The sequence below is a fragment of the Allonocardiopsis opalescens genome (assembly GCF_003002095.1).
Lineage (GTDB): Bacteria > Actinomycetota > Actinomycetes > Streptosporangiales > Streptosporangiaceae > Allonocardiopsis > Allonocardiopsis opalescens.
The window spans coordinates 384613-404270 of record NZ_PVZC01000004.1; the positions used below are offsets into that span (position 1 = coordinate 384613).

The 19658-nt window shown below is 75.3% G+C and carries 21 protein-coding genes; 8 read left to right on the forward strand and 13 right to left on the reverse strand.

Translation table 11 applies throughout. The features are described 5' to 3' along the window. Positions 1–49: 49 nt before the first annotated feature. Positions 50–379 carry a DUF3040 domain-containing protein gene (locus CLV72_RS33645; RefSeq protein ID WP_106246248.1) on the forward strand — a complete coding sequence of 110 codons (330 nt, stop codon included), beginning with the start codon at positions 50–52 and terminating at the stop codon, positions 377–379. Between the two features lie 52 nt (positions 380–431). On the opposite strand, the gene CLV72_RS15235 is transcribed toward CLV72_RS33645, so the two are convergent. Both CLV72_RS15235 and CLV72_RS15240 read right to left on the reverse strand, forming a co-directional pair. Then, on the reverse strand, positions 432–2144 hold the full coding sequence (locus CLV72_RS15235; protein ID WP_106246250.1) for a penicillin-binding transpeptidase domain-containing protein: 1713 nt from the start codon (positions 2142–2144) through the stop codon (positions 432–434). Positions 2145–2531: 387 nt separating this feature from the next. Further along, positions 2532–3215, reverse strand: coding sequence for a lysophospholipid acyltransferase family protein (locus CLV72_RS15240; RefSeq protein ID WP_106247044.1), 684 nt, complete (start codon positions 3213–3215; stop codon positions 2532–2534). 231 nt (positions 3216–3446) lie between these two features. Between CLV72_RS15240 and CLV72_RS15245 the strand changes: the two genes are divergently transcribed. Continuing rightward, positions 3447–3992, forward strand: coding sequence for a phospholipase (locus CLV72_RS15245; protein WP_211302874.1), 546 nt, complete (start codon positions 3447–3449; stop codon positions 3990–3992). 76 nt (positions 3993–4068) lie between these two features. Here CLV72_RS15245 and CLV72_RS15250 read toward each other — a convergent pair whose 3' ends face one another. From CLV72_RS15250 to CLV72_RS15260, 3 genes are all read right to left on the reverse strand, one after another. Beyond that, entirely contained in the window at positions 4069–5445 is a 1377-nt protein-coding gene (locus CLV72_RS15250; RefSeq protein ID WP_425428076.1) for an FAD-binding oxidoreductase, read from the reverse strand. Positions 5446–5545: 100 nt separating this feature from the next. Then, on the reverse strand, positions 5546–6520 hold the full coding sequence (locus tag CLV72_RS15255) for a magnesium transporter CorA family protein (protein ID WP_106246255.1): 975 nt from the start codon (positions 6518–6520) through the stop codon (positions 5546–5548). A gap of 121 nt (positions 6521–6641) precedes the next feature. Beyond that, entirely contained in the window at positions 6642–8921 is a 2280-nt protein-coding gene (locus tag CLV72_RS15260; RefSeq protein ID WP_211302875.1) for an MMPL family transporter, read from the reverse strand. Between the two features lie 162 nt (positions 8922–9083). Between CLV72_RS15260 and CLV72_RS15265 the strand changes: the two genes are divergently transcribed. The 4 genes from CLV72_RS15265 to CLV72_RS15280 all read left to right on the forward strand — a co-directional run bounded on the left by CLV72_RS15265 (position 9084) and on the right by CLV72_RS15280 (position 12004). Beyond that, positions 9084–9719 carry a TetR/AcrR family transcriptional regulator gene (locus CLV72_RS15265; RefSeq protein ID WP_106246258.1) on the forward strand — a complete coding sequence of 212 codons (636 nt, stop codon included), beginning with the start codon at positions 9084–9086 and terminating at the stop codon, positions 9717–9719. 178 nt (positions 9720–9897) lie between these two features. Then, positions 9898–10101 carry a cold-shock protein gene (locus CLV72_RS15270; protein ID WP_106246260.1) on the forward strand — a complete coding sequence of 68 codons (204 nt, stop codon included), beginning with the start codon at positions 9898–9900 and terminating at the stop codon, positions 10099–10101. A gap of 124 nt (positions 10102–10225) precedes the next feature. Then, a complete protein-coding gene (locus CLV72_RS15275; protein WP_245930221.1) occupies positions 10226–11710 on the forward strand; it encodes an aminopeptidase P family protein in 1485 nt (494 codons plus the stop codon). 78 nt (positions 11711–11788) lie between these two features. Next, positions 11789–12004 carry a hypothetical protein gene (locus CLV72_RS15280; RefSeq protein WP_106246265.1) on the forward strand — a complete coding sequence of 72 codons (216 nt, stop codon included), beginning with the start codon at positions 11789–11791 and terminating at the stop codon, positions 12002–12004. A 25-nt stretch (positions 12005–12029) separates the two neighbouring features. On the opposite strand, the gene codB is transcribed toward CLV72_RS15280, so the two are convergent. The 3 genes from codB to CLV72_RS15295 form a co-directional block, all read right to left on the reverse strand. Beyond that, a complete protein-coding gene (gene codB / locus CLV72_RS15285; RefSeq protein WP_106246268.1) occupies positions 12030–13331 on the reverse strand; it encodes a cytosine permease in 1302 nt (433 codons plus the stop codon). After that, on the reverse strand, positions 13328–13810 hold the full coding sequence (locus CLV72_RS15290; RefSeq protein ID WP_106246270.1) for a nucleoside deaminase: 483 nt from the start codon (positions 13808–13810) through the stop codon (positions 13328–13330). The genes codB and CLV72_RS15290 overlap by 4 nt, the downstream gene beginning before the upstream one ends. Before the next feature lie 95 nt (positions 13811–13905). Beyond that, positions 13906–14571: a lysophospholipid acyltransferase family protein gene (locus CLV72_RS15295; protein WP_106246274.1), complete on the reverse strand. Its 666-nt coding sequence runs from the start codon at positions 14569–14571 to the stop codon at positions 13906–13908. Positions 14572–15257: 686 nt separating this feature from the next. Here CLV72_RS15295 and CLV72_RS15300 point away from each other — a divergent pair. Together CLV72_RS15300 and CLV72_RS15305 are read left to right on the forward strand one after the other, a co-directional pair. Continuing rightward, a complete protein-coding gene (locus tag CLV72_RS15300) occupies positions 15258–15701 on the forward strand; it encodes a hypothetical protein (protein ID WP_106246277.1) in 444 nt (147 codons plus the stop codon). Then, positions 15698–16006: a transcriptional regulator gene (locus CLV72_RS15305; protein WP_106246279.1), complete on the forward strand. Its 309-nt coding sequence runs from the start codon at positions 15698–15700 to the stop codon at positions 16004–16006. The genes CLV72_RS15300 and CLV72_RS15305 overlap by 4 nt, the downstream gene beginning before the upstream one ends. A 65-nt stretch (positions 16007–16071) precedes the next feature. On the opposite strand, the gene CLV72_RS32835 is transcribed toward CLV72_RS15305, so the two are convergent. The 5 genes from CLV72_RS32835 to CLV72_RS15325 form a co-directional block, all read right to left on the reverse strand. Next, a complete protein-coding gene (locus tag CLV72_RS32835; protein WP_106246281.1) occupies positions 16072–16347 on the reverse strand; it encodes an LLM class oxidoreductase in 276 nt (91 codons plus the stop codon). A gap of 118 nt (positions 16348–16465) precedes the next feature. Next, positions 16466–16588: a hypothetical protein gene (locus tag CLV72_RS33650; protein WP_281262418.1), complete on the reverse strand. Its 123-nt coding sequence runs from the start codon at positions 16586–16588 to the stop codon at positions 16466–16468. Positions 16589–16726: 138 nt separating this feature from the next. Continuing rightward, on the reverse strand, positions 16727–17332 hold the full coding sequence (locus CLV72_RS15315) for a flavodoxin family protein (protein WP_106246283.1): 606 nt from the start codon (positions 17330–17332) through the stop codon (positions 16727–16729). Between the two features lie 270 nt (positions 17333–17602). Next, complete coding sequence (locus CLV72_RS15320) at positions 17603–18868, reverse strand: glycosyltransferase (protein WP_106246285.1); 1266 nt, start codon at positions 18866–18868, stop codon at positions 17603–17605. Next, positions 18865–19491: a TetR/AcrR family transcriptional regulator gene (locus tag CLV72_RS15325; RefSeq protein WP_106247053.1), complete on the reverse strand. Its 627-nt coding sequence runs from the start codon at positions 19489–19491 to the stop codon at positions 18865–18867. Before CLV72_RS15325 ends, CLV72_RS15320 begins: the two co-directional genes overlap by 4 nt. Between the last annotated feature and the right edge of the window lie 167 nt (positions 19492–19658).

A 19658-nucleotide genomic window follows, 5' to 3' on the forward strand; every position in this document is an offset into this window, starting at 1 on the left:
TTCCGCCCGCCGCGCCCGGCGCGGCCCGCCCCCGGGAGGAGCAACCCCCATGGCGCTGTCCATGGACGAGCAGCGCAGGCTCGCCGAGATCGAGCAGCAGCTGGCCCGCCAGGACCCCCAGCTCGCGCGGTTCCTCGCCGAGTTCGACGGCGACCGCCCCGCCGAGGCGCGCCCCGCCGCGCCGCCGCCCCGCGAGGCGCGGGCGCAGGGGTGGGCGGCGTGGGCGGCCCTGGGGGTGCTGGTCGTCGCGGTGGTGGCCGCGCTGCTGGCCACCGCGCCCCGCACCGCTGCCCCGCCCCCGGCCGAACCCGCCGCCTCCCCGACCGCCACCGCCGCCCCGCCCGGCACCGCCGCGCCCGCCCCCTCGGCCGCGCCCTGAGGCGTGCGCCGGCCCGGGCCCCACGGGCCCGGGCCGGTGTGCACCCGAGGGGCTAGAGGTTGCCCAGGAAGTCCGCGGCGACCGGGGCGGCCGCGCTCCCGCCCGACTCGCCCTCCTCCACGATGACCGCGAAGGCCAGGTCGTCATCGGGGCGGAAGCCGATGAACCAGCCGTGGGTGGGCGGCTCCCCGCCCTCGGGGGCGGTGCCGTACTCCGCGGTGCCGGTCTTGCCGTAGGTGCCCGAGGGCAGCCCGGCGTCGGCGGCCGAACCCGACTCCACCACCGCGCCCATCAGCTCGCGCAGCTGCTCGGCGTGCTCGATCGGGCGCGCGGACGCCTCCTGCTCCACCTGCGGCTCGGTGACCAGTACCGGGGGCCGCCACTGGCCGTCGGCGACCGCCGCTGCCACCCCCGCCATCAGCAGCGGGCTGGCCGTCACCAGGCCCTGGCCGAAGGAGGCGGTGGACAGCTGCACCTGGTCGGCGGGCACCGGGAAGGAGCCGCTCTCGTCGGGGATGCCGATGGCCAGCTCGGAGTTGAAGCCGTACAGCTCGGCGGCGTCGGTCAGCGCCTGGGGGTCCAGCAGCTCCTGGGTCTGCATCACCATGGTGGTGTTGCAGGACTCGGCGAAGGCGCGCAGGAACGAGGTGGAACCCAGCTCGCCGAACTCGAAGTTGCGGAAGGTCTGCCCGCCGACCTCGGTGTTGCGCGGGCACTGCACGGTGTCGTCCAGGGACAGCCCGGCCGCCAGCAGCCCGGTGGCGGTGACCACCTTGAAGGTGGAGCCGGGCGGATACTGGCCGGAGATCGCCCGGTTGAAGCCGCCGGGCACGTTGGCGGCGGCCAGGATCTCGCCCGTGGAGGGGCGCAGCGCCACCAGCGCGGTGGGGGTGTCCTGGTCGACGATGGCCGACGCGGCCGCCTCCTGCACGGCCGGGTCCAGGCTGGTGTGCACGTCGGCGCCCGGCTCGCCCTCGATGGTGCCCACGTCGGCGACGGGCTCGCCCTGGGCGTCGAGGATCTGCACGGTGGAGGTGGGGGTGCCGGCCAGGTGGGCCTCCCAGGCCTGCTGGATGCCGCCGACCCCCGCCGGGTCGCCTTCGGCGTAGGCGGGGCCCAGCCGCTCCAGGTCGCCGGCCTCGGCTTCGCCGAGGGTGCCGGTGAGCATCTGCACCGAGCCCGAGGCGCCCGAGCCGTCCAGGCGGGAGCCGTCGGCGGCCAGGATCGCGCCGCGCTCGCCCCACTGCGCGGCCAGGCCGAAGCGCTGCCCCTCGGCGAGGTCGGGGTGCACGGCGGCCGGGGACCAGTCGACGGTCCAGCGGCGTTCGGCGACCGTCAGCGGCAGGGAGCCCTCGTAGGTCCACGCGCCGGCGTCGGCCAGTTGCAGGGTGGCGGTGAAGGCGGCGGTGGCGGCCTGGTCGCCGGTCTCGGCCACCGAGGTGACCTCCACCTGGGTGGCGGTGACCCCCAGGTCCTCGGCGAGCGCCTGGTAGGGGCCGGACAGGTCGGCGCCCTGGGCGGTGAGCGCGCCCATCGCCGCGTGGTCGCCGGCCTGCCAGGCGGCGGCGAAGTCGGCGGCCGCCTGCTGGGGGGAGCCCTGGGTGCGCAGCAGCCACCACGCGCCGGCGCCCAGCGCGACCACCAGGGCGGTGGCCACCGCGATGACCGCGATCAGCGTGGACCGGCGGCGGGGCCGGCCCGGCGGGGCGTGGGCCGGGCCGCCGGATTTGGCGGGCGGCGGGGGCGGGAAGGCGGCGCCGGACATCTGTGCCTCCGAAGGAGGAGAGGACAGGTACGAAGACAGCGGTGTGGGCGCCGGGCGGGGGCGGCGCAAACGGTCAACGAGCCTACCGGGCCGCCCCGGGAACCCGGCCGGGGGTGGAACGAGTACGGCCCCGCAGACCTGGTGGTCTGCGGGGCCGCACCCCACGTTTGGCCGGTGTGGCGGTCGCCTCTCGGCGCGGTGCACAACGCGGCTCCTGCCGGCCGTCGGGCCCTCCACCACGGTGGCGGGCCGATCGGCCGCGGTATTCCGCGAAGGCGGTAGTTGAGGCCCGGGGGACACTTGCTACCACACCGACCACTGGAGACTAACCGATCGGCCCGGCGCGATGTTCCCGCCCGCCGAGATCCGCCCCGATGGTGGCGCAGGTCACACCGTGCGGGTGGTGGGCGGTTCGGGGGGCGCGGGGGCGTAGCCGGGGGCCCGCTCCTGGCCGCTGAGCGCCCCGATGGCGTCCATGATCGCGTCGGTGGCGGCGCGGCGCGCCCGCGCCTTGTCGGCCTGCCCGGCCCAGGCCGACAGGTCCACCGGCGGGCCGAAGCGCACCCCCACCCGGTGCAGGCTGGGCAGGATCCGGCCGCGGCGCACGATGCGGTCGGTGCCCACCACCGCCATCGGCACCACCGGCACGCCCGCCGTCAGCGCCAGGTAGGCGATGCCGGTGCGGCCCCGGTACAGGCGGCCGTCGCGGGAGCGGGTGCCCTCGGGGTAGATCCCGAACAGCTCGCCGTCCTTGAGGACGGCCAGGCTGTCGGCGAGGGCGTCGGAGGCGCCGCGGCCGGCGCCGCGGGAGATCGACAGCTGCCCGATGGCGCGCAGGAACCACGCCACCGCCCGCTGGGCGGGGTTGCCGCCGGCGAAGAACTCGGCCTTGGTGACGAAGGTGAGGCGGCGCGGCAGCGCCACCCCGGCGAACAGCGGGTCCAGCAGCGACAGGTGGTTGCCGGCCAGGATCGCCGCCCCGTGGGCGGGGACGTGCTCGCGCCCGCTCACCCTGGGCTTCCACAGCAGCCACACCAGCGGCCGCAGTACGGCGCGCGCAGCGGTGTACAGCACCCGACCTCCCCCGGAAAGCGCCCGAACCTGCCACCGCGACCCTACCGGCCCCGCCCGCCGCCGCACCCCCCGGCGGCCGCCGGGGGGTGCGGGAGGGGTGGCCGGGTGGCGAACGGTGCGCGGCCGGACGCGCAGTGTTGCCGGAACGGAACGTGTCGGCCCTTCCCCCCGGGTTACCGGCGGGTTATTTCTTACATGTCCGGTCCGACTCCCGAAAGGCACTGCCCCATGCGTTCCCCCGCTCGACGTGTGCTCAGCGCCGCGATGGCCGCCGTGGCCGCCTGCGCCGCCCTGCTGATGGGCGCCGGCCCCGTGCACGCCGCCCTTCCTCCGGCGGAGCTGCGCGCGGTCACCGACAACTACCTGTTCTCGGTGTCCATCGGCTCCTTCCTGTCCGCCCGCAACGCCCAGGCCTACGGCGACCAGCTCGACTGGAGCTCCGACGCGTGCTCGTGGTCGCCCGATGAGCCGCTGGGCTACGACTTCACCCCCAGCTGCTACCGGCACGACTTCGGGTACCGCAACTACCGGGCGCAGGGCCGCTTCACCGAGAGCGCCCGGCTGGCCATCGACAACAACTTCCGCGACGACATGTACGACGAGTGCGCCGGCAACTCCACCTGCCGGGGCGTGGCCAACGTCTACTACTGGGCGGTGCGCGAGTTCGGGGCGTCCTCGGCCAGCACCGCCGAGGCGCTGGAGAGGGCCGGCGCCGAGCAGCAGGCGCGGGCGCTGATCGCGCGCGCCGAGGCGAGCGGGCGGCCCGTGGGCTGAGGCCGCAGGGACGAACCCGCAGGGCCCGCACGCCGCGTGCGTGCGGGCCCGACCGCGTCGCGGGGGGCGGGTGCGGCTAGGTGAAGACCTTGCCGGGGTTGAAGATCCCGGCCGGGTCCAGCGCCGCCTTGACGGCGCGGTGCATGGCCAGCACCTGTGGGCCCAGTTCGCGTTCCATGCCGCGCCGCTTGAGCAGCCCCACCCCGTGCTCGCCGGTGACGGTGCCGCCCAGGTCCACCGCGGCGTCCACGATCTGCTCGAAGGCGTCCTGGGCGCGGGTGCGGGCGGCGTCGTCGCCGCGGGGGGTGATGAACATCGGGTGCAGGTTGCCGTCGCCGGCGTGGGCGACGTTGGCGATGCGGGTGTCGTGGCGGGCGGCGATGTCCTCGATGCGCGCCAGCATCTCGGGCACGGCCGAGCGCGGCACGCACACGTCCTCGGTGAGCAGCGGCCCCAGCCGCTCCAGCGCCGGGTAGGCCAGCCGCCGCGCCGAGAACAGGGCGTCGGCCTCGGCCTGGTCGGTGGAGCGGGCGCTCCAGGCGGCGCCGGCCTCGGTGAAGCAGCGGTGCAGGGCGTCGGCCTCGGCCTCCCCGGCCGCCCCCGGGGCGTCGCAGCGCGCCAGCAGCAGCACCTCGCCCTCGGCCGAGAGGCCCATGTTCTTCCAGGCGTCCACCGCGCGCAGCGTCTCGCGGTCGACCAGCTCCAGCGCCGAGGGCTCCAGGCCGGCGGCGGTGACGGCGGCCACCGCCGCGCCGGCCGCCCGCAGCGAGTCGAAGGCGCCGGCCACCGTGCGCTCGGCGGCGCGCGGCCCCGGGCGCAGCCGCACCGTGACCTCGGTGATCACCCCCAGGGTGCCCTCGGAGCCCACCATCAGCCCGCACAGGTCGTAGCCGGCCACCCCCTTGGCGGTGCGGCGGCCCAGCCGCACCACCTCCCCGGCGCCCACCACCGCCTCCAGGCCCAGCACGTAGTCGCGGGTCACCCCGTACTTCACGCAGCACAGGCCCCCGGCGTTGGTGGCGACGTTGCCGCCGATGGTGGACCAGGGGGCGCTGGCGGGGTCGGGCGGGTACCACAGGCCGCGCTGCGCGCAGGCGCGGCGCAGGTCGTCGTTGACGACGCCGGGCTGCACCACGGCCAGCCGCTCGGCGGGGTCGATGAGGGTGACGGCGTCCATCGCGTCCATCGCCAGCACCACGCACCCGTCCACGGCGTTGGCGCCTCCTGACAGGCCGGTGCCCGCCCCGCGCGGCACGATGGGGACGCGGTGGCGGGCGCACCAGGCGACGGTGTCGCGCACCTCGGCGGTGCCGGCGGGGCGCACCACGGCGAGCGCGGCGCCCACCGGCGCCCACTCGGCCTCGTCGTGCAGGTAGCGGGCGGTGAGGTCGGGGTCGGTCAGCACCCGGCCCTGCGGCAGCAGGCCGCGCAGTTCGGCGAGTGCGGCGGGCAGGTCACGGCCGGACGTCATCGGCGCCTCCCAGGGGGTCGTCGGCGGGCACGCGGGCCGCCGCACAGCCTCTCACACGCCTTGGCGGCCGATCGGCGGCGCCTCACAGCCAGTCGCGCCGCTTGAACTGGGCGTAGACGATGACGCCGCTGGCCGCCAGCAGCACCACCGCCATGACCACCCCCCACCCCCGGCCGGTGCCGGGGTAGGGCACGTTCATGCCGAAGAAGCCGGTGAGGGCGGTGGGGACCGCGATGATCGCCGCCCAGCCGGTGACGCGTTTGACGATGATGTTGGTGCGGTCGGCGCGCAGGCTCACGTCGGTGTCGAGGACGGACACCACCATCTCGCGCAGCGCGTCGCTGGCCGACACGGCGTAGGCGGCGCGGTCGTGCAGGTCGCGGTAGTAGGGCAGCGGGTCGGCGCCCAGCACCTCGGCGCCGTGGCGCTGCAGGTCGTCCACGAGTTGCTCCAGCGGCAGCAGGCCGCGGCGCAGCCGCAGCAGCGAGCGGCGGATGGCGTAGCAGCGGCGCTGCACCGCGCCGCTGGGCGGGGCGGTGGCGGCGAACAGGTCGCCCTCCACGTCCTCGGCGCGCTCGTCCAGGTCGCGCAGCGCGGTGTGGTAGCGCTCCAGCACCCAGTCCAGCAGCGCGTGCAGCAGGAAGGCCGTGGTGGTGCCGCCTATGGACGCGGGCGCGGGCCCCTGCCAGCGCTCCACGACCTCGGCCAGGTCGACGGCGTCGCCGTCGCGGACGGTGACGAGCACCCGGCGACCGACCAGGACGGTCAGTGCGGGGGGCGCGTGGTGGGCGTCGCCGGCGGGGGGTGTGCGCACGTCCAGGGCGAGCAGGCCGCGGTAGTGGGCCAGGCCGGGGCGGCGGTGGGGCAGGCGGGCGTTGGAGCGGGCGAGGTCGTGCAGGTCGATCTGGGCGGACAGGGTGCGCCAGGCGGCGTCGTCGCCGCGGTCGAGGTCGGCCCAGGCGGTGGCGCGGGGGTCGGCGGCCAGCCGGTCGGCCAGCTGAGCGAGCGGGAAGTCGGCGGGTGCCGCGTCCGTGCCGTACAGGCGGGTGCGCGCCATGGCCGCCAGCCTAGGCGCCGGCCGGCGCGCACGGGCGGCGCGACACCCGGGGACGGCCCAGGTCAGGCGGGTGGGGCGGGGGAGGCCGCCCCCGTGGCGGCCTCCCCCGTGGTGGCGGGTGTCAGGGCGCGCCCGCGGGCACCCGCTCGCCGGTGGGCGGGGCGGGGGCGGGGTCGGCCTCGCTGATCCCGAAGCGCTCGTGCAGCCGCCGCAGCGGCGCGGGCGCCCACCAGTTGGCGCGCCCGGCCAGCCGCATGAACGCCGGGACCAGCACCGCGCGGATCACGGTGGCGTCCACCAGGATCGCCAGGGCCAGGCCCAGGCCCATCATCTGCAGGTACATCACGTCAGAGGTGGCGTAGGCGGCGAAGGACACCGCCAGGATGGCGGCGGCCGCCGAGATGAGGGGGCCGCTGCGCTGCAGGCCCAGCGCCACCGAGGCGGTGTTGTCGCCGGTGCGGTCGTACTCCTCCTTGATGCGGGCGAGCATGAACACCTCGTAGTCCATCGACAGCCCGTAGGCGATGCAGAACATCAGGATCGGGATGGAGGACTCCAGGGTGCCGGTGGGGGTGAAGCCGATCAGGCCGGCCAGGTTGCCCTCCTGGAAGACCCACACCAGCGCGCCGAACATCGCCGCCAGGCTCAGCAGGTTCAGCACGGTGGCCTTCAGCGGGATCAGCAGGCTGCCCGACAGCAGGAACAGGATCACGAAGGTGAGGGCCAGGATCACCCCCAGCAGCAGCGGCAGCCGCTCCACGACGGAGTCGCGGTAGTCGGTGAGGTTGGCCGGGCTGCCGCCGACCAGCACCGGGGCGGGCGCCTCCACGGCGCGCACCCGGTCCACCAGGCCGAAGGGGTCGGCCTCCAGGCCGGCCAGCTCCGGGACGGCCGACACCCAGGCGGCGTCCTGGCGGGTGAAGCGCTCGGCGTCGGCCGGGGTGGGGGCGCGGTGCAGGGCGCCGTCGCGGAAGGTGCCGGCCGCCGAGTCCACCTGGGCGATCCCCTCCACCCGCGACAGCTCGCGGGCGTAGTCGGCCAGCTGCCGGGGGCCGGTGGCGGAGGTGTCGGGCGCCACGATGTGCAGGGCGTCCATCTCCTCGGCGTGGAAGCCGGCCCTGATCTGGTCCTGGACCTGGCGGGCGGCGGCGTGCTCGGGCAGGATCCGGTCGTCGGGCAGCCCGAAGCGCAGCCCCAGCGCGGGGGCGCCCAGCACCCCCAGCAGCACCACCGCGGCGGTGCCGGCCGCGACCGGGCGGCGCATCACCGCGGCCGCGGTGCGCGCCCACACGCCCGACGTCCCGTCGGCGGCCTCGGGTGGGCGGGTGTGGCGGCGGGGGGCGAACAGGCCGCCCAGGGCGCCGCGGCCCAGCATTCCCAGCAGCGCCGGCAGCACCAGCAGCGCGCCGGCCGCCGCGCACACCGCCACCGCGATTCCGGCGTAGGCGAAGGACCGCAGGAAGGCGAAGGGCAGCGCGAGCAGGACGGCCAGCGACGCGGCGACGGTCGCGGCGCTGAACAGCACCGTGCGCCCGGCGGTGCGCACCGTCGTCTCCACGGCCGCGGCCACCTGCGCGCCGCGGCGCAGCTCCTCGCGGTAGCGGGCGATGACGAACAGGCAGTAGTCCACGCCCAGGCCCAGACCCATCAGCAGGGTCAGGTTCAGGGCGAAGGTGGAGACGTCCACCAGCGCGGTCACCGGGCGCAGCACCGCCAGGGTCGCCGTCATCGTCAGCACCGCCAAGCCCAGCGGCAGCAGGGCCAGGCGCACGTGGCGCAGCAGCACCAGCAGCAGCACGAACACGGCCGGGAAGACGATCATCTCGGCGCGCACGAAGTCGGCGGTGGACAGCTCGGTGATCTCCCGCGACGCCTCCTCCCCGCCGCCCACGCCCACGGTGTAGGCGCCGGTGTCGCGGGTGAAGGCGGGGGTCAGCTCGGGCAGCACCTCGCGGCGCACGGTGTTCACGTCGCCGGGCAGGTGCGCCACGATCAGCGCGCTGGCGCCGTCGGCGCTGCGCATGGCGGGGCTTTCCTGGCGCGTCCAGTAGGAGTAGGCCTCGCCCACCCCCTCGAAGGCGGCCAGCTCGGCGGTGAGGGCGCGCCCGGCCTCGGCCATGGCGGGGTCGTCGACGCTGCCGGAGGCGGCGGTGACGACGAGCACCACGTTGGGGGCGGCGGTGTCGAAGCGGGCGGCCAGCTCCTGGGCGGAGCGGTCGGATTCGGAGCCGGGCGCCTCGAAGCGGGCCAGGCCCAGCGCGCCGACGGTGGGGGCGCCCAGGACGGCGGTGGCGACCAGCACCAGCAGGGCCGCCACCACCGCGGTGCGGCGCCTGCGGTACAGCAGCCGGCCCAGGCGGGCCAGCACGGCCCGGGAGGGGGCGGCTTGGGAGGGGTTCACGGCGGTCGGGGCTCCTCGCGGCGAAACGGTCCAGGAGGGGGCGGGATGGGGCGGCGTGTGGGCTCCGGCTCCGGGCCCGCCCGCAAAAGGCGATAGATTGCTCGTGTTCGCTCCGAAAATACGAGCGATTGCTCGTGTTAGTCAAGGTGCCAAGGTGGTGGCATGCCCGACAACGCATCCGGCCCCGCCCCGGCCGTGCGCCGCCAGCGGCGCGGCCTGCGGCGGATGGAGGAGATCCTCGACGCCGCCGAGGCCGTCATCGCCGAGGTCGGCTACGAGGAGGCCGGCACCAACGCCATCGCCGCACGCGCCGGCGTCTCGCCCGGCTCCCTCTACCAGTTCTTCCGCAACAAGGGCGAGATCCTGGACGCCCTGATGCCCCGCTACATCGAGCAGTCGCGCACCTTCTGGGCCGAGCAGCTGGGCCCTGAGGCCGCCCGGCTGCCCATGGCCGAGGTCGTCGACCGCACGCTGCGCGCCGCGATCGCCCTCAAGGACGCCCGCCCCGCCTTCTGGGTGCTCTCCCACGGCTCGGCCACCTCGCCCCGCCTGGCCGCCGCCTCCGCCGAACTGCGCGCCGAGACCGCCGCCCGCCTGGCCGCGGTACTGGCCGCCCGCGCCCCCCACGTGCCCGCCGCCGACCTCGACGTCGCCGCCCACATCGCCCTGGCCGCCGCCCGCGCCGTGCTGCCGATGACCCTGGGCGCCGACGCGGGCCGCCGCGACGCCGTCATCGCCGGACTGCGCGCCATGCTCACCGGCTACCTGGAGTCCGCCACCGCGGGGCGCGACGAGTGAACCGCGCGGGCCGTGCTAGAGTCGGTCCAGTTGCAGTCGCTGATTTCGCTTGTACCCCAGGGCGCGCCCGCGGAGTTCTTTGACCAGCGGGCTTTCTTCTTCTCCGGAGGCAGATCCCGCAGCAACGGCCGGTCGGCACAGTGCGGGCCGGGATCTGGATCACATGGAGATACCGAATATGGCGCAGGGCACCGTGAAGTGGTTCAACGGCGAGAAGGGCTTCGGCTTCATCAGCCAGGACGACGGCGGACCGGACGTTTTCGTCCACTTCAGCAACATCGTCGGCACCGGCTTCAAGAACCTCGAAGAGAACCAGCGGGTGGAGTACACCGTCACGCAGGGCCCCAAGGGCCCGCAGGCGGAGAGCGTCACCGGCATCTGAGCCGCTGCTAAGCGCTCGCGCGGGGCCCGCCCGGAGAGATCCGGGCGGGCTCCGCGCCCCTTTCTGCGCCCCGGCAACGGCTCGTACCATGGGAAGATCCACCACCCCGGCCGAGGAGGACACGGTGACCGCACAGCAGGCGGACCCCGCAGGCGACGACGGCGCCCCCCGCTTCCGCGGGCGCAAGAACGGCGCCTACCGCGAGGTCTCCGACGAACTCGCCGCCTGGATGCGCACCGGCTGGGCCGACACCGAGCGCCGCGACCTCGCCCCCCTCGAACAGGCCCCCTACGCCGCCAAGCGCCGCGCCGCGCTGTCGGCGCGCTACCCCGGCGAACGCCTCGTCGTCCCCGCCGGGCCGCTGAAGACCCGCTCCAACGACACCGAGTACCGCTTCCGCGCCGCCAGCGACTACGTCCACCTCACCGGCGACCAGACCCCCGACGCCTGCCTGGTCCTCGAACCCCGCCCCGGCGGCGGCCACGACGCCACCGCCTACCTGCTGCCCCGCTCCGACCGCGGCAACGGCGAGTTCTGGCTCGACGGCCAGGGCGAACTGTGGGTCGGGCGCCGCAACAGCCTCACCGAGGCCGAACGCCTGCTCGGCCTGCCCTGCCGCGACGTGCGCACCCTGCCCGAGGTGCTGCGCGCCGCCGCCCCCGCCCCCGTGCGCGTCGCCCCCGGCCACGACCCCGCCCTGGAGGCCGTCCTGGCCGAGGTGCGCCCCGGCACCACCGAGCAGGCCGCCGCCGCCGACACCGAACTCCAGGAATTCCTGCACGACCAGCGGCTGGTCAAGGACGACTGGGAGATCGGCCAGCTCCAGGCCGCCGTCGACACCACCGTCCGCGGCTTCGCCGACGTCGTGCGCGCCCTGCCCCAGGCCGTCGCCACCTCCGAGCGCTACATCGAGGGCACCTTCAACCTCCGCGCCCGCGTGGAGGGCAACGACGTCGGCTACAGCACCATCGCCGCCGCCGGCCCCCACGCCACCACCCTGCACTGGGTGCACAACGACGGCCCCGTGCGCCCCGGCGAACTGCTGCTGCTGGACGCCGGCGTGGAGACCCACACCCTCTACACCGCCGACGTCACCCGCACCCTGCCCGTGTCGGGCACCTTCACCCCCGTCCAGCGTCAGGTCTACGACCTCGTGTACGCCGCCCAGCAGGCCGGCATCGACGCCGTCGCCCCCGGCCGCCCCGTGGCCGACTACCACCGCGCCGCCCAGCGCGTCCTCGCCGAGGGCCTCATCGCCTGGGGCCTGCTGGAAGGCCCGCTGGAACGCGTCCTCGAACTCGGCCTCCAGCGCCGCTACACCCTGCACGGCACCGGCCACATGCTCGGCCTGGACGTCCACGACTGCGCCGAGGCGCGCACCGACGCCTACCACGACGGCACCCTCGAACCCGGCATGGCCCTCACCGTCGAACCCGGCCTGTACTTCCAGCCCGACGACCTCACCGTCCCCGAACACCTGCGCGGCATCGGCGTGCGCATCGAAGACGACGTCCTGGTCACCCCCGACGGAAACCGGAACCTGTCCGCCGCCCTGCCCCGCACCGCCGACGAGGTCGAGGCGTGGATGGCGCAGATCGCGGGAGGGTGATCTGTCTCCGTTGACGCACTCCGGGACCAGGCGACCCGATGGGACGAAGCTGTCCGCAGAGCCGAAGACGGACGGACGGTGGCGGTCATCGCGCACGGCGAGCACGTGGCCGACGTCGTGCCCTCGGGCCACCTTGAGCAGCTGCGGGAGACCATCGAAGTCCTCACGGACACTGAAGGCATGCGCGAACTCGCCGAGGCCGAGAAGGCGGTGCAGCGCGGAGACGTCGTACGCGTCGTCGACGCCGTGCGTGCACTACTGAACGAGCGCACGTATGACCTCGTCGTGGCCTAACCGGCACGGCACACCCTGACCGGCCTCAGCCCGTCGCCGCCCGCCCCCGCCGCACCGCCTCCACGGCCACGGTTCCCGCCACCGCGACGGCGATGCCCACCAGCGGGGCGATGAAGAAGCCGGTGGAGTTCGACCACCACGCCGCCGCGCAGGCCAGCGCGTACACGGCCAGGTTCTCCCAGCGCACCGCGGGCAGGTCCGAGGACTCGGGCAGCCCGGAGCGCCAGCGGCCCAGGAAGTCGCCGATCAGCACCCCGCCCAGCGGCGGGATCAGCACGCCCAGCCAGGTCAGGTAGTCCAACAGGTGGTCGTAGATGCCGGTCACCGCCAGCAGGGTGCCCGCCGCCACCCCGGCGACCACGAAGGGCTTCTTGGTGCGCGCGTCGAAGATCTCCGCCCCGGCCACCCCGAAGTTGTAGGCGGTGCTGTCGTTGGTGGTCCAGATGTTGGCGACCAGGAACACCAGGCCCCACACCACCAGCCCCAGCTGGTACAGCACCAGTACGAAGTCGCCCTCGCCGAAGGCCAGGGCGCCGATCGCGCCGCAGAACAGCATCAGGAACTGGCCCGCCAGGAAGGCCAACAGGCAGGCCCAGAACCCGGCCGCCGGGGTGCGGGCGAAGCGCGTCCAGTTGGGCGCCTGGGTGCCGCCCGAGGCGAAGGTGCCCACGATGATCGTGATGGCCGCCGTCACCGGCATCGAGGCGCTCGGCTCGATCGCGGCCAGCCCCGCCGGGCCGCCCGCCGCGGGTACCGCCCGCACCGTCACCCACCCGGCCAGCACCAGCAGCAGCGGCACCGACACCACCGACAGCCAGTACATGCCCTGGTAGCCGATGTAGGCGGTGGCGCCCATCACCACGCCGCCCACCACCATCAGCACCGCCACGACCGTCGGGTCCTGCCAGCCGAAAGCCTGCGCGGTCAGCAGCGCCAACGTGGCCACCGACACCCCGTACCAGCCCACCTGGGTGCCGCCCAGCAGCACCGACGCCAGCTTGGCGCCGCCGCGGCCGAAGGCGTAGCGGCTCATCATCACCGTCGTCAGGCTGTGGCGGGCGCCGATCCAGCCGATCACCCCCACGTACAGCCCCAGCAGCGCGCTGCCCGCCGCCAGTACGCCCATCAGCGGCCAGAACGCGAAGCCGGTGCCGACCTGGGCGCCGGCGATCATGGTGGGGGTGAACAGGGTGAAGCCGACCAGGACCACGGCCAGGGAGAACAGCGACTTGCGGGCGTGGCGGGGGACCGGCTCGACCGGGTAGTCGGGATCGACGGGAGTCCCCGCCGCGCCTCTGTCGGTGTCCGTGCCGGGGTCGCCGGTCATCGCGTTCCCTCTCCGTCCTCGGCGCCGTCCACGCCGATGTCCTCGAACCACAGCTCGGGGCGCTGCTCGATGAACTCGCTCATCAGCCGCACGCAGCGCTCGTCGTCGAGCACCACGACCTCCACGCCGTGCTCGGCGAGCCAGTCGTGGCCGCCGTGGAAGGTGCGCGCCTCGCCGATGACCAACCGCGAGATGCCGAACTGGCGGACCAGGCCCGAGCAGTACCAGCACGGCGACAGGGTGGTCACCATCGTGGTGCCCCGGTAGGTGCGCTGGCGGCCGGCGTCGCGGAAGGCGGCGGTCTCCCCGTGCACCGAGGGGTCGCCGTCCTGCACCCTGCGGTTGCGGCCGCGCCCCAGCACCGCGCCGTCGGCGCCGACCAGGGCCGCCCCGATCGGGACGCCACCCTCGGCGCGGCCGCGTTCGGCCTCGGCGACGGCGACGTCCAGCCAGGCGCGGAAGTCGGGGGCGGCGGGCATGGTCGCTCCAAACAGGTGGTGGGTGGGCCGGTGCGGCGGCACCGGAAAACTAGTGGATCTTGTGGCGGCGCAGGTGACGCGGGTGTTAACTCGGTTCAGGCCGCATCTGCGCGCTCGCTGTAGCCCTCGGCCGGGGGCTGGCCCGACAGCTCCCCGATCGCGGCCATCACCCGGTCGGTGACCTCGCGTCGGGCGCGCCCCGCCGGCATGGAGTCGTAGCCGGTGAAGGTCAGCGGGGCGCCGAAGCGGATCCGGATCGGCGCGATGCGCGGCAGCCGGGCGCCCACGGGCTGGATCTTCTCGGTGCCCGACAGCGCGACGGGCACCACCGGCGCGCCCGAGGACAGCGCCAGGAAGGCCACCCCCGTGCGGCCCCGGTACAGGCGGCCGTCGCGCGAGCGGGTGCCCTCGGGGTAGATCCCGAACGCCTGCCCGGCCTCCAGCACCTTCAGCCCCTCGCGCAGCGCCGCCATCGCGTCGCGCCCGGTGCCGCGCTGCACCGGCACCGCGCCCAGCGAGGCGAACACCCACCGCGACAGCGCGCCCTTGACACCCGCGCCGTCGAAGTACTCGGCCTTGGCCAGGAAGCGCACCCGCCGGGGGACCGCGAGCGGGATCACCACGCTGTCGACGAAGGACAGGTGGTTGCTGGCCAGGATCACCGGACCGGCGGCCGGGATGTGGTGCAGGCCCTCGATGGCCGGCCGGTACACCGCCCGGCCCAGCACCGACCCCACCCGGCGGCTCAGCTCGTAGAACACACGCGCTCCGATCCTTTCCGGCGGCCGGCCGCGCGCCGACCCCGTCGATCACCGCACGGAAGCATACGCCGCCACCTGCGGCGCCGCGCCGCCCGACCCCGGAGCCCAAGCGCGCGGGCCGGCGCGCGGGCGTGGGCCGGTGTGCGGGAGGTGAGAGCGCGGGCGGGCCTCGTCACGCCGAGGCGGGCCGAGGACGGGAAGTCCTGGACGGTCTGGGTGACCACGGCAAGCACAGGAACTGGCCGAGACTACGCCTCTCGCTCAGCTGCGAGGACGGTCGGCCGGGCTCGGGCGAAGGAGCGTGGGGCCCCTGCCCGGACGTCCCGGTGACGTCCCGGCCACGACCGCGCGGAGGAAGCCCCGCGCGGACGTGGCCACGCACGCGCTGCCAGGGGGTGGTGCGGCCGTGGGACGGCGGGCGGGTCCGGCACCGCAGATCGCGGGAAGGGATGCGCGCCGGGCGCGGCCGCCACGGCACGCCGTCGCGGCGGGACGGCTCGGAGGTGCGGGCCGGAGCCGGTGACGCGGGGCGGTCCTTCGCCGGTCGCGATGGGCACGGGGCGTTCTTCGAGGCGGAAGGCGGTCACCGGCAGGGGTGGGCGATGGAAGCAGGGCGCACCAGCCCGGTTTCCGTATCGGAAACTCGTGAGTTGACAACTTGGAAACTCGGTGCTTGACTTTCCGACATGGAAACTGAAGCAGGGGCCGCGTCCCGCCCCACCCCCGAAGAGGCAGCCCGCGTCCTGGACCAGATCGGCCGCGACCGCGACGCCGTCCGCCGGCTGCCCGCGCCCGCCTGGTACTTCCCGGCCGTGGCCGCGATGGTCGCCGCCGCCCACCTCTCCCAGCTGCTGCCGTCCCCCGTCGGCGCGCTGGTCGCCCTCGCCGTCGTCGCGGCCGCCGTGCTGGCGGTGCGCCGCCACGCCGACGCCCTGGGCGTCGTCGGCTGGTCGGTCCCGCCCCGGATCTGGCTGCCGATGGGAGCCCTCATCGCCACCGCCCCCGCCGCCGCCGTCCTGGACCAGGTGTACGGCCAGCGCTGGGCCTGGATCGCGGCCGCCGCCCTGGGCGCGGGCGCCGTGCTGGCCTGGGGCGCCCTGCACCGGCGCGCCGTGGAGCGCGGGGCGTGACCGACGGCGACGGCTTCGACGCCACGATCCACGCCCCCAACCGGCTGCGGGTGTGCGCCCTGCTCGACGCGGTCAGCGAGGCGGAGTTCGGCACCGTCCAGCAGCAGCTGGAGGTGAGCGCGTCGGTGCTCAGCAAGCACGTCGGCGTGCTCGCCGACGCCGGCTACGTCGCCCAGCGGCACGCCGTGCGCGACACCCGCCGCCGCGTCTGGCTGAGCCTAACCGCCGAGGGGCGGCGCGCCTACCGCGCCCACGTCGCCGCCCTGCGGGCCATCGTCGGCGAGGCCGAGGGCGCGGGCGCGTGAGCACCGGGCGGCCGGGCGGCGCCCCTGGCCGGCGGGCGGTAGGGGCGCACGGTTCGCCCGGCCGGTCAGGCGGGCGGCTCCAGGGCGTCGGCCAGCCGGCGCATCCGGTCGGCGAACTCCGCTGGGGCCGACGGCAGGCTCTGCCACACGTCGGCGTAGGCGGCGGCCCGCCGCAGCGCGATGTCGGAGACCCCGCCCAGCATGATCGGCACCGGCGTGGAGGGCACCGGCGCGAACACGCCCTCGCCGAAGCCGTCGTGCTCGCCCTCGAAGGGGCCGCCGCCGTGCCCGAATAGCCGCAGCGCCCCCTCGGCCCGCGCCCCCCGCCCGGCGAAGGGCACCGCAGGGATCGCGCAGCGGCAGCACCAGCACCGACGTGCCCAGCCGGACCGACCGCGTGAGCGCCGCGGCACGGGCCGGCGTGACCAGCGGCTCGTACACCCCGCCGTAGCGCAGGCCCTAGGGCTCGGGCGGCAGCACGTGGTCGGGCGGCCACACCGCCCGGTAGCCCAGCCGCTCCGCCGGCACCTCCGGCTGCGCGATCAGCCCCGGCGCCTGTTCCGCCGACTCATCGGGCAGCACGACCTGCAACTCTACCGCGCACCTCCGCGTCCACTCGTCACGAGCCGCAGCGGCAGAGCCCCGCACGAGGCCAGAGCCGAGCGGCACGCGCACCGGCACCCGGCCGCGGGAGGCCGGGTGCCGGTAGGCGCGCTTCGGCTAGGACGGGGGCGGCGGCAGCGCGGAACCGCCCAGCGCGACCGCGGCGCCGTGCAGGTTGTGGGCCATCGTGCGGGCGGACTTGTGCGACCACTCGTGCCCGTGCTCGGTCTCGGAGTAGGACGGGCCCGGGCCGGGGCCCGCGTTCCAGTAGGCCCACGCCTGGCCGGGCACGGTGTAGCCGATGTCGACCAGGCCGCCCGCGACCTCGCTGATCACGTGGTGGGCGCCGTCCTCGTTGCCCGTCACCACCACGCCCGCCACCCGGTTGTAGGCGACGGGGCGGCCGTCGTCGGCCGTCTCGGCCAGCATCGCGTCCATGCGCTCCAGCACCCGCTGCGCCACCGATGAGGGGTGGCCCAGCCAGGTCGGGGTCGCGATCACCAGGATCTCCGACTCCAGCAGCCGCTGGTGGATGGGCGGCCACTCGTCGCCCTGCCCCATATCGGTCTCCACCCCGGGCGCGATGGCCCGGTCCACCACCCGGATCATCTCCACGTCCACCCCGAGCTTGATCAGCTCGTCGACGGCCACCTGGGCCAGCCGCTCGGTATTGGACGACTCCGGCGAGGGCTTCAGCGTGCAGTTCAGCACGAGGGCGCGCATAGGTACACCTCTTCACGGTCGGGCCCGCGGCGCCGCCGGGACGAGCGGCGCCGAACGGCGGCGCCGCTACCCCGCCCCGCCGACCGACATGCCGCCGGGCCGGCCGGACCGGCGCCCGGCCCGGCGCTCCGGCCGCGGCCGGAGCGCCGGGAACCGCGATCGACGGGGACCTGATCGGGCGCCCCCGCGGTGCCGCCGCGCCGAAGCCGGGCACGGCCGGGGCTGACCGGGCCGGTGCCGCGCCGCCTCACCGGTAGGCGGCGGTGGCCCTCACACCAGTGTCTCCAGCACCTTGACCGCGGCCCTGGCACCGTCCTCGGCGCGGACCTTCGCCCCCATCTCCTCGGCCCTGACGCGCATGCCGGGATCGGTGGCGGCCTGGCCGATGGCCTCGGCCAGGCCCTCAGGGGACAGGTCGCGTCCCCGTTGCGGTGGCGCCGCCACCCCGACCGCGTGGGCCCGGGCGGCCCAGAAGGGCTGATCGGCCAGGAACGGGCAGATGACCTGGGGGCGGCCCGAGGCGAGCGCGGCGCCGGTGGTGCCGCTGCCGCCGTGGTGCACGACGGCGGCCATGCGGGGGAACAGCCAGTCGTGCGGGGCCTGGTCGATGAGGTGGATGTCCTCACCGGTCGTCCGGTCGAGGCTGATGCCGCCCCAGCCTCCGGCCAGGACCGCCCGCACCCCCGCCCGGCGGACCGCCTCGGTGACGATCCGCCCCGCCTTCTGGGGATCGAACCCCACCATGCTGCCGAAGCCGATGTAGACCGGGGGGTCGCCGGCGGCCAGGAACTCCTCCAGTTCCGCGGGCGGGCTCCAGTCCGGCGCGGCGGGTAGGAACCAGAAGCCGGTGGTGTGCACCGTGGGCGGGTAGCCGGGGTCGGCGGCGGGCAGCATGTGGCGGCTGAAGCCCTGCAGCACGGTGGTGGGGCCGCCGTCGGGGCGGCGCAGGATGTCGCGGCTGCCGGGCCTGCCGGGCAGACCCAGGTCGCTGCGCAGACGGTCGCCGTACCGGGCGAGGATGCGTGCGAAGGCCTGGGCCGGGGCATAGGAGGCGCGGTTCAGCGCGCGAGGCGGCGTGAACGGCAACGACGGGTTGGGGAAGGCTCCGGTGGGGACCCAGCCCGGTTGCAGCGCGCCGGGAACCGCGGGTACCCCCATCTTCTCGGCGACATGGTGGACGGGGACCCCGGGCATGTGCACCACCACGTCCGCGCCGTCGGCGGCCACCTCGGCCATCTCCGCCAGGCACCGGATCATGGCCGGCCGGCTCGCCAGCATGAGTTCCACGGCCATGCGCTTACCGGACAGGCCGCGGAAGTTGGTCTCCATCGCGTGGCGGACCCGGGGCTGCTCCACGAAGGCGTTCATCTCGTCGACGATGGGGGCGAAGGGTACGCCGTGGGGCTCGGCGAGTGCCGCCGCCGAGGCCGGTGCCCCCAGCAGCGCCTCGTGGCCTGCCTCCAGGAGCGCTTTCGCCAGGGCGACGTAGGGCTGGACGTCGCCGCGCGTGCCGTGGGTGAGGATGACGACTCTCATGCGGAGTCCTCTTCAGCTTGGGCGGTCGTCCAGGCGGCCAGAGCGTGCCCGTCGGCGAACACGCCGTGGGTGAGCATGTGCAGGCCCGCGCGCATGATGCGCAGGGTGGAGTCCGGCTCGTAGGGGTCGTTGAGTCCCAGGACGCGGGCGAGGTGGGTGTCGAACACCAGCGGTGCCAGTTGCCAGGCGACGTAGAGGGCCGCCCGGGCGCGAGGGTCGTCGGTCGGTCGCACCGTGCCGTCGTGCCGGCCCTCCTCCAGCCAGGTCTGGGTGACCTCGACGAAGCCGTCGAAGATCGCGGCGGCGTCGGCGGACCCGTCGAGGAAGGCGCGGGCCAGGTAGCGCCGGACGGGCACGGAGTCCCTCAGCAGCGCGGCCAGTTCGGCCGGGTACTGGAGGGGATCGTCGTCCTCCTCGCCGCGGATCAGGCCGGTCACGTAGGCGTCGCAGGCCCTGCGCAGACCCTCCTTGGACTCGAAGTGGTGCACGACCAGGGCGGGAGAGACGCCGGCCGCATCGGCGATCGCCCGGATGCTGACCTGGCCGGCCCCGTGGATGCCGAAGAGCTCCAGGGCCGCATTCCTGATCCGTGCCCGCGTGGTGAGATCACTGCTTGAACGCATGTTCAGCATGCTAAACGATTGTTCAGCCTGCTTCGGCCGCCGCGCGGGACTTCGGCGCGGCCGGTGGAGTTCCGGGGCTCCGAAAAGGGATCGCGCCGGGGGAGCGGCACGCGTAGCGTTGCGGTCCGACATGGACGGTCGGTGCGAGAGGGCGATGCCCCCGCACG

Excerpts from the sequence above, each read along its gene's own strand:
- CLV72_RS33645 (WP_106246248.1), top strand. The coding sequence starts at position 50 with ATGGCGCTGTCCATGGACGAGCAGCGCAGGCTCGCCGAGATCGAGCAG.
- CLV72_RS15235 (WP_106246250.1), bottom strand. The coding sequence starts at position 2,144 with ATGTCCGGCGCCGCCTTCCCGCCCCCGCCGCCCGCCAAATCCGGCGGC.
- CLV72_RS15245 (WP_211302874.1), top strand. The coding sequence starts at position 3,447 with ATGCGTTCCCCCGCTCGACGTGTGCTCAGCGCCGCGATGGCCGCCGTG.
- CLV72_RS15255 (WP_106246255.1), bottom strand. The coding sequence starts at position 6,520 with ATGGCGCGCACCCGCCTGTACGGCACGGACGCGGCACCCGCCGACTTC.
- CLV72_RS15265 (WP_106246258.1), top strand. The coding sequence starts at position 9,084 with ATGCCCGACAACGCATCCGGCCCCGCCCCGGCCGTGCGCCGCCAGCGG.
- CLV72_RS15270 (WP_106246260.1), top strand. The coding sequence starts at position 9,898 with ATGGCGCAGGGCACCGTGAAGTGGTTCAACGGCGAGAAGGGCTTCGGC.
- codB (WP_106246268.1), bottom strand. The coding sequence starts at position 13,331 with ATGACCGGCGACCCCGGCACGGACACCGACAGAGGCGCGGCGGGGACT.
- CLV72_RS15290 (WP_106246270.1), bottom strand. The coding sequence starts at position 13,810 with ATGCCCGCCGCCCCCGACTTCCGCGCCTGGCTGGACGTCGCCGTCGCC.
- CLV72_RS15300 (WP_106246277.1), top strand. The coding sequence starts at position 15,258 with ATGGAAACTGAAGCAGGGGCCGCGTCCCGCCCCACCCCCGAAGAGGCA.
- CLV72_RS15315 (WP_106246283.1), bottom strand. The coding sequence starts at position 17,332 with ATGCGCGCCCTCGTGCTGAACTGCACGCTGAAGCCCTCGCCGGAGTCG.
- CLV72_RS15320 (WP_106246285.1), bottom strand. The coding sequence starts at position 18,868 with ATGAGAGTCGTCATCCTCACCCACGGCACGCGCGGCGACGTCCAGCCC.
- CLV72_RS15325 (WP_106247053.1), bottom strand. The coding sequence starts at position 19,491 with ATGCGTTCAAGCAGTGATCTCACCACGCGGGCACGGATCAGGAATGCG.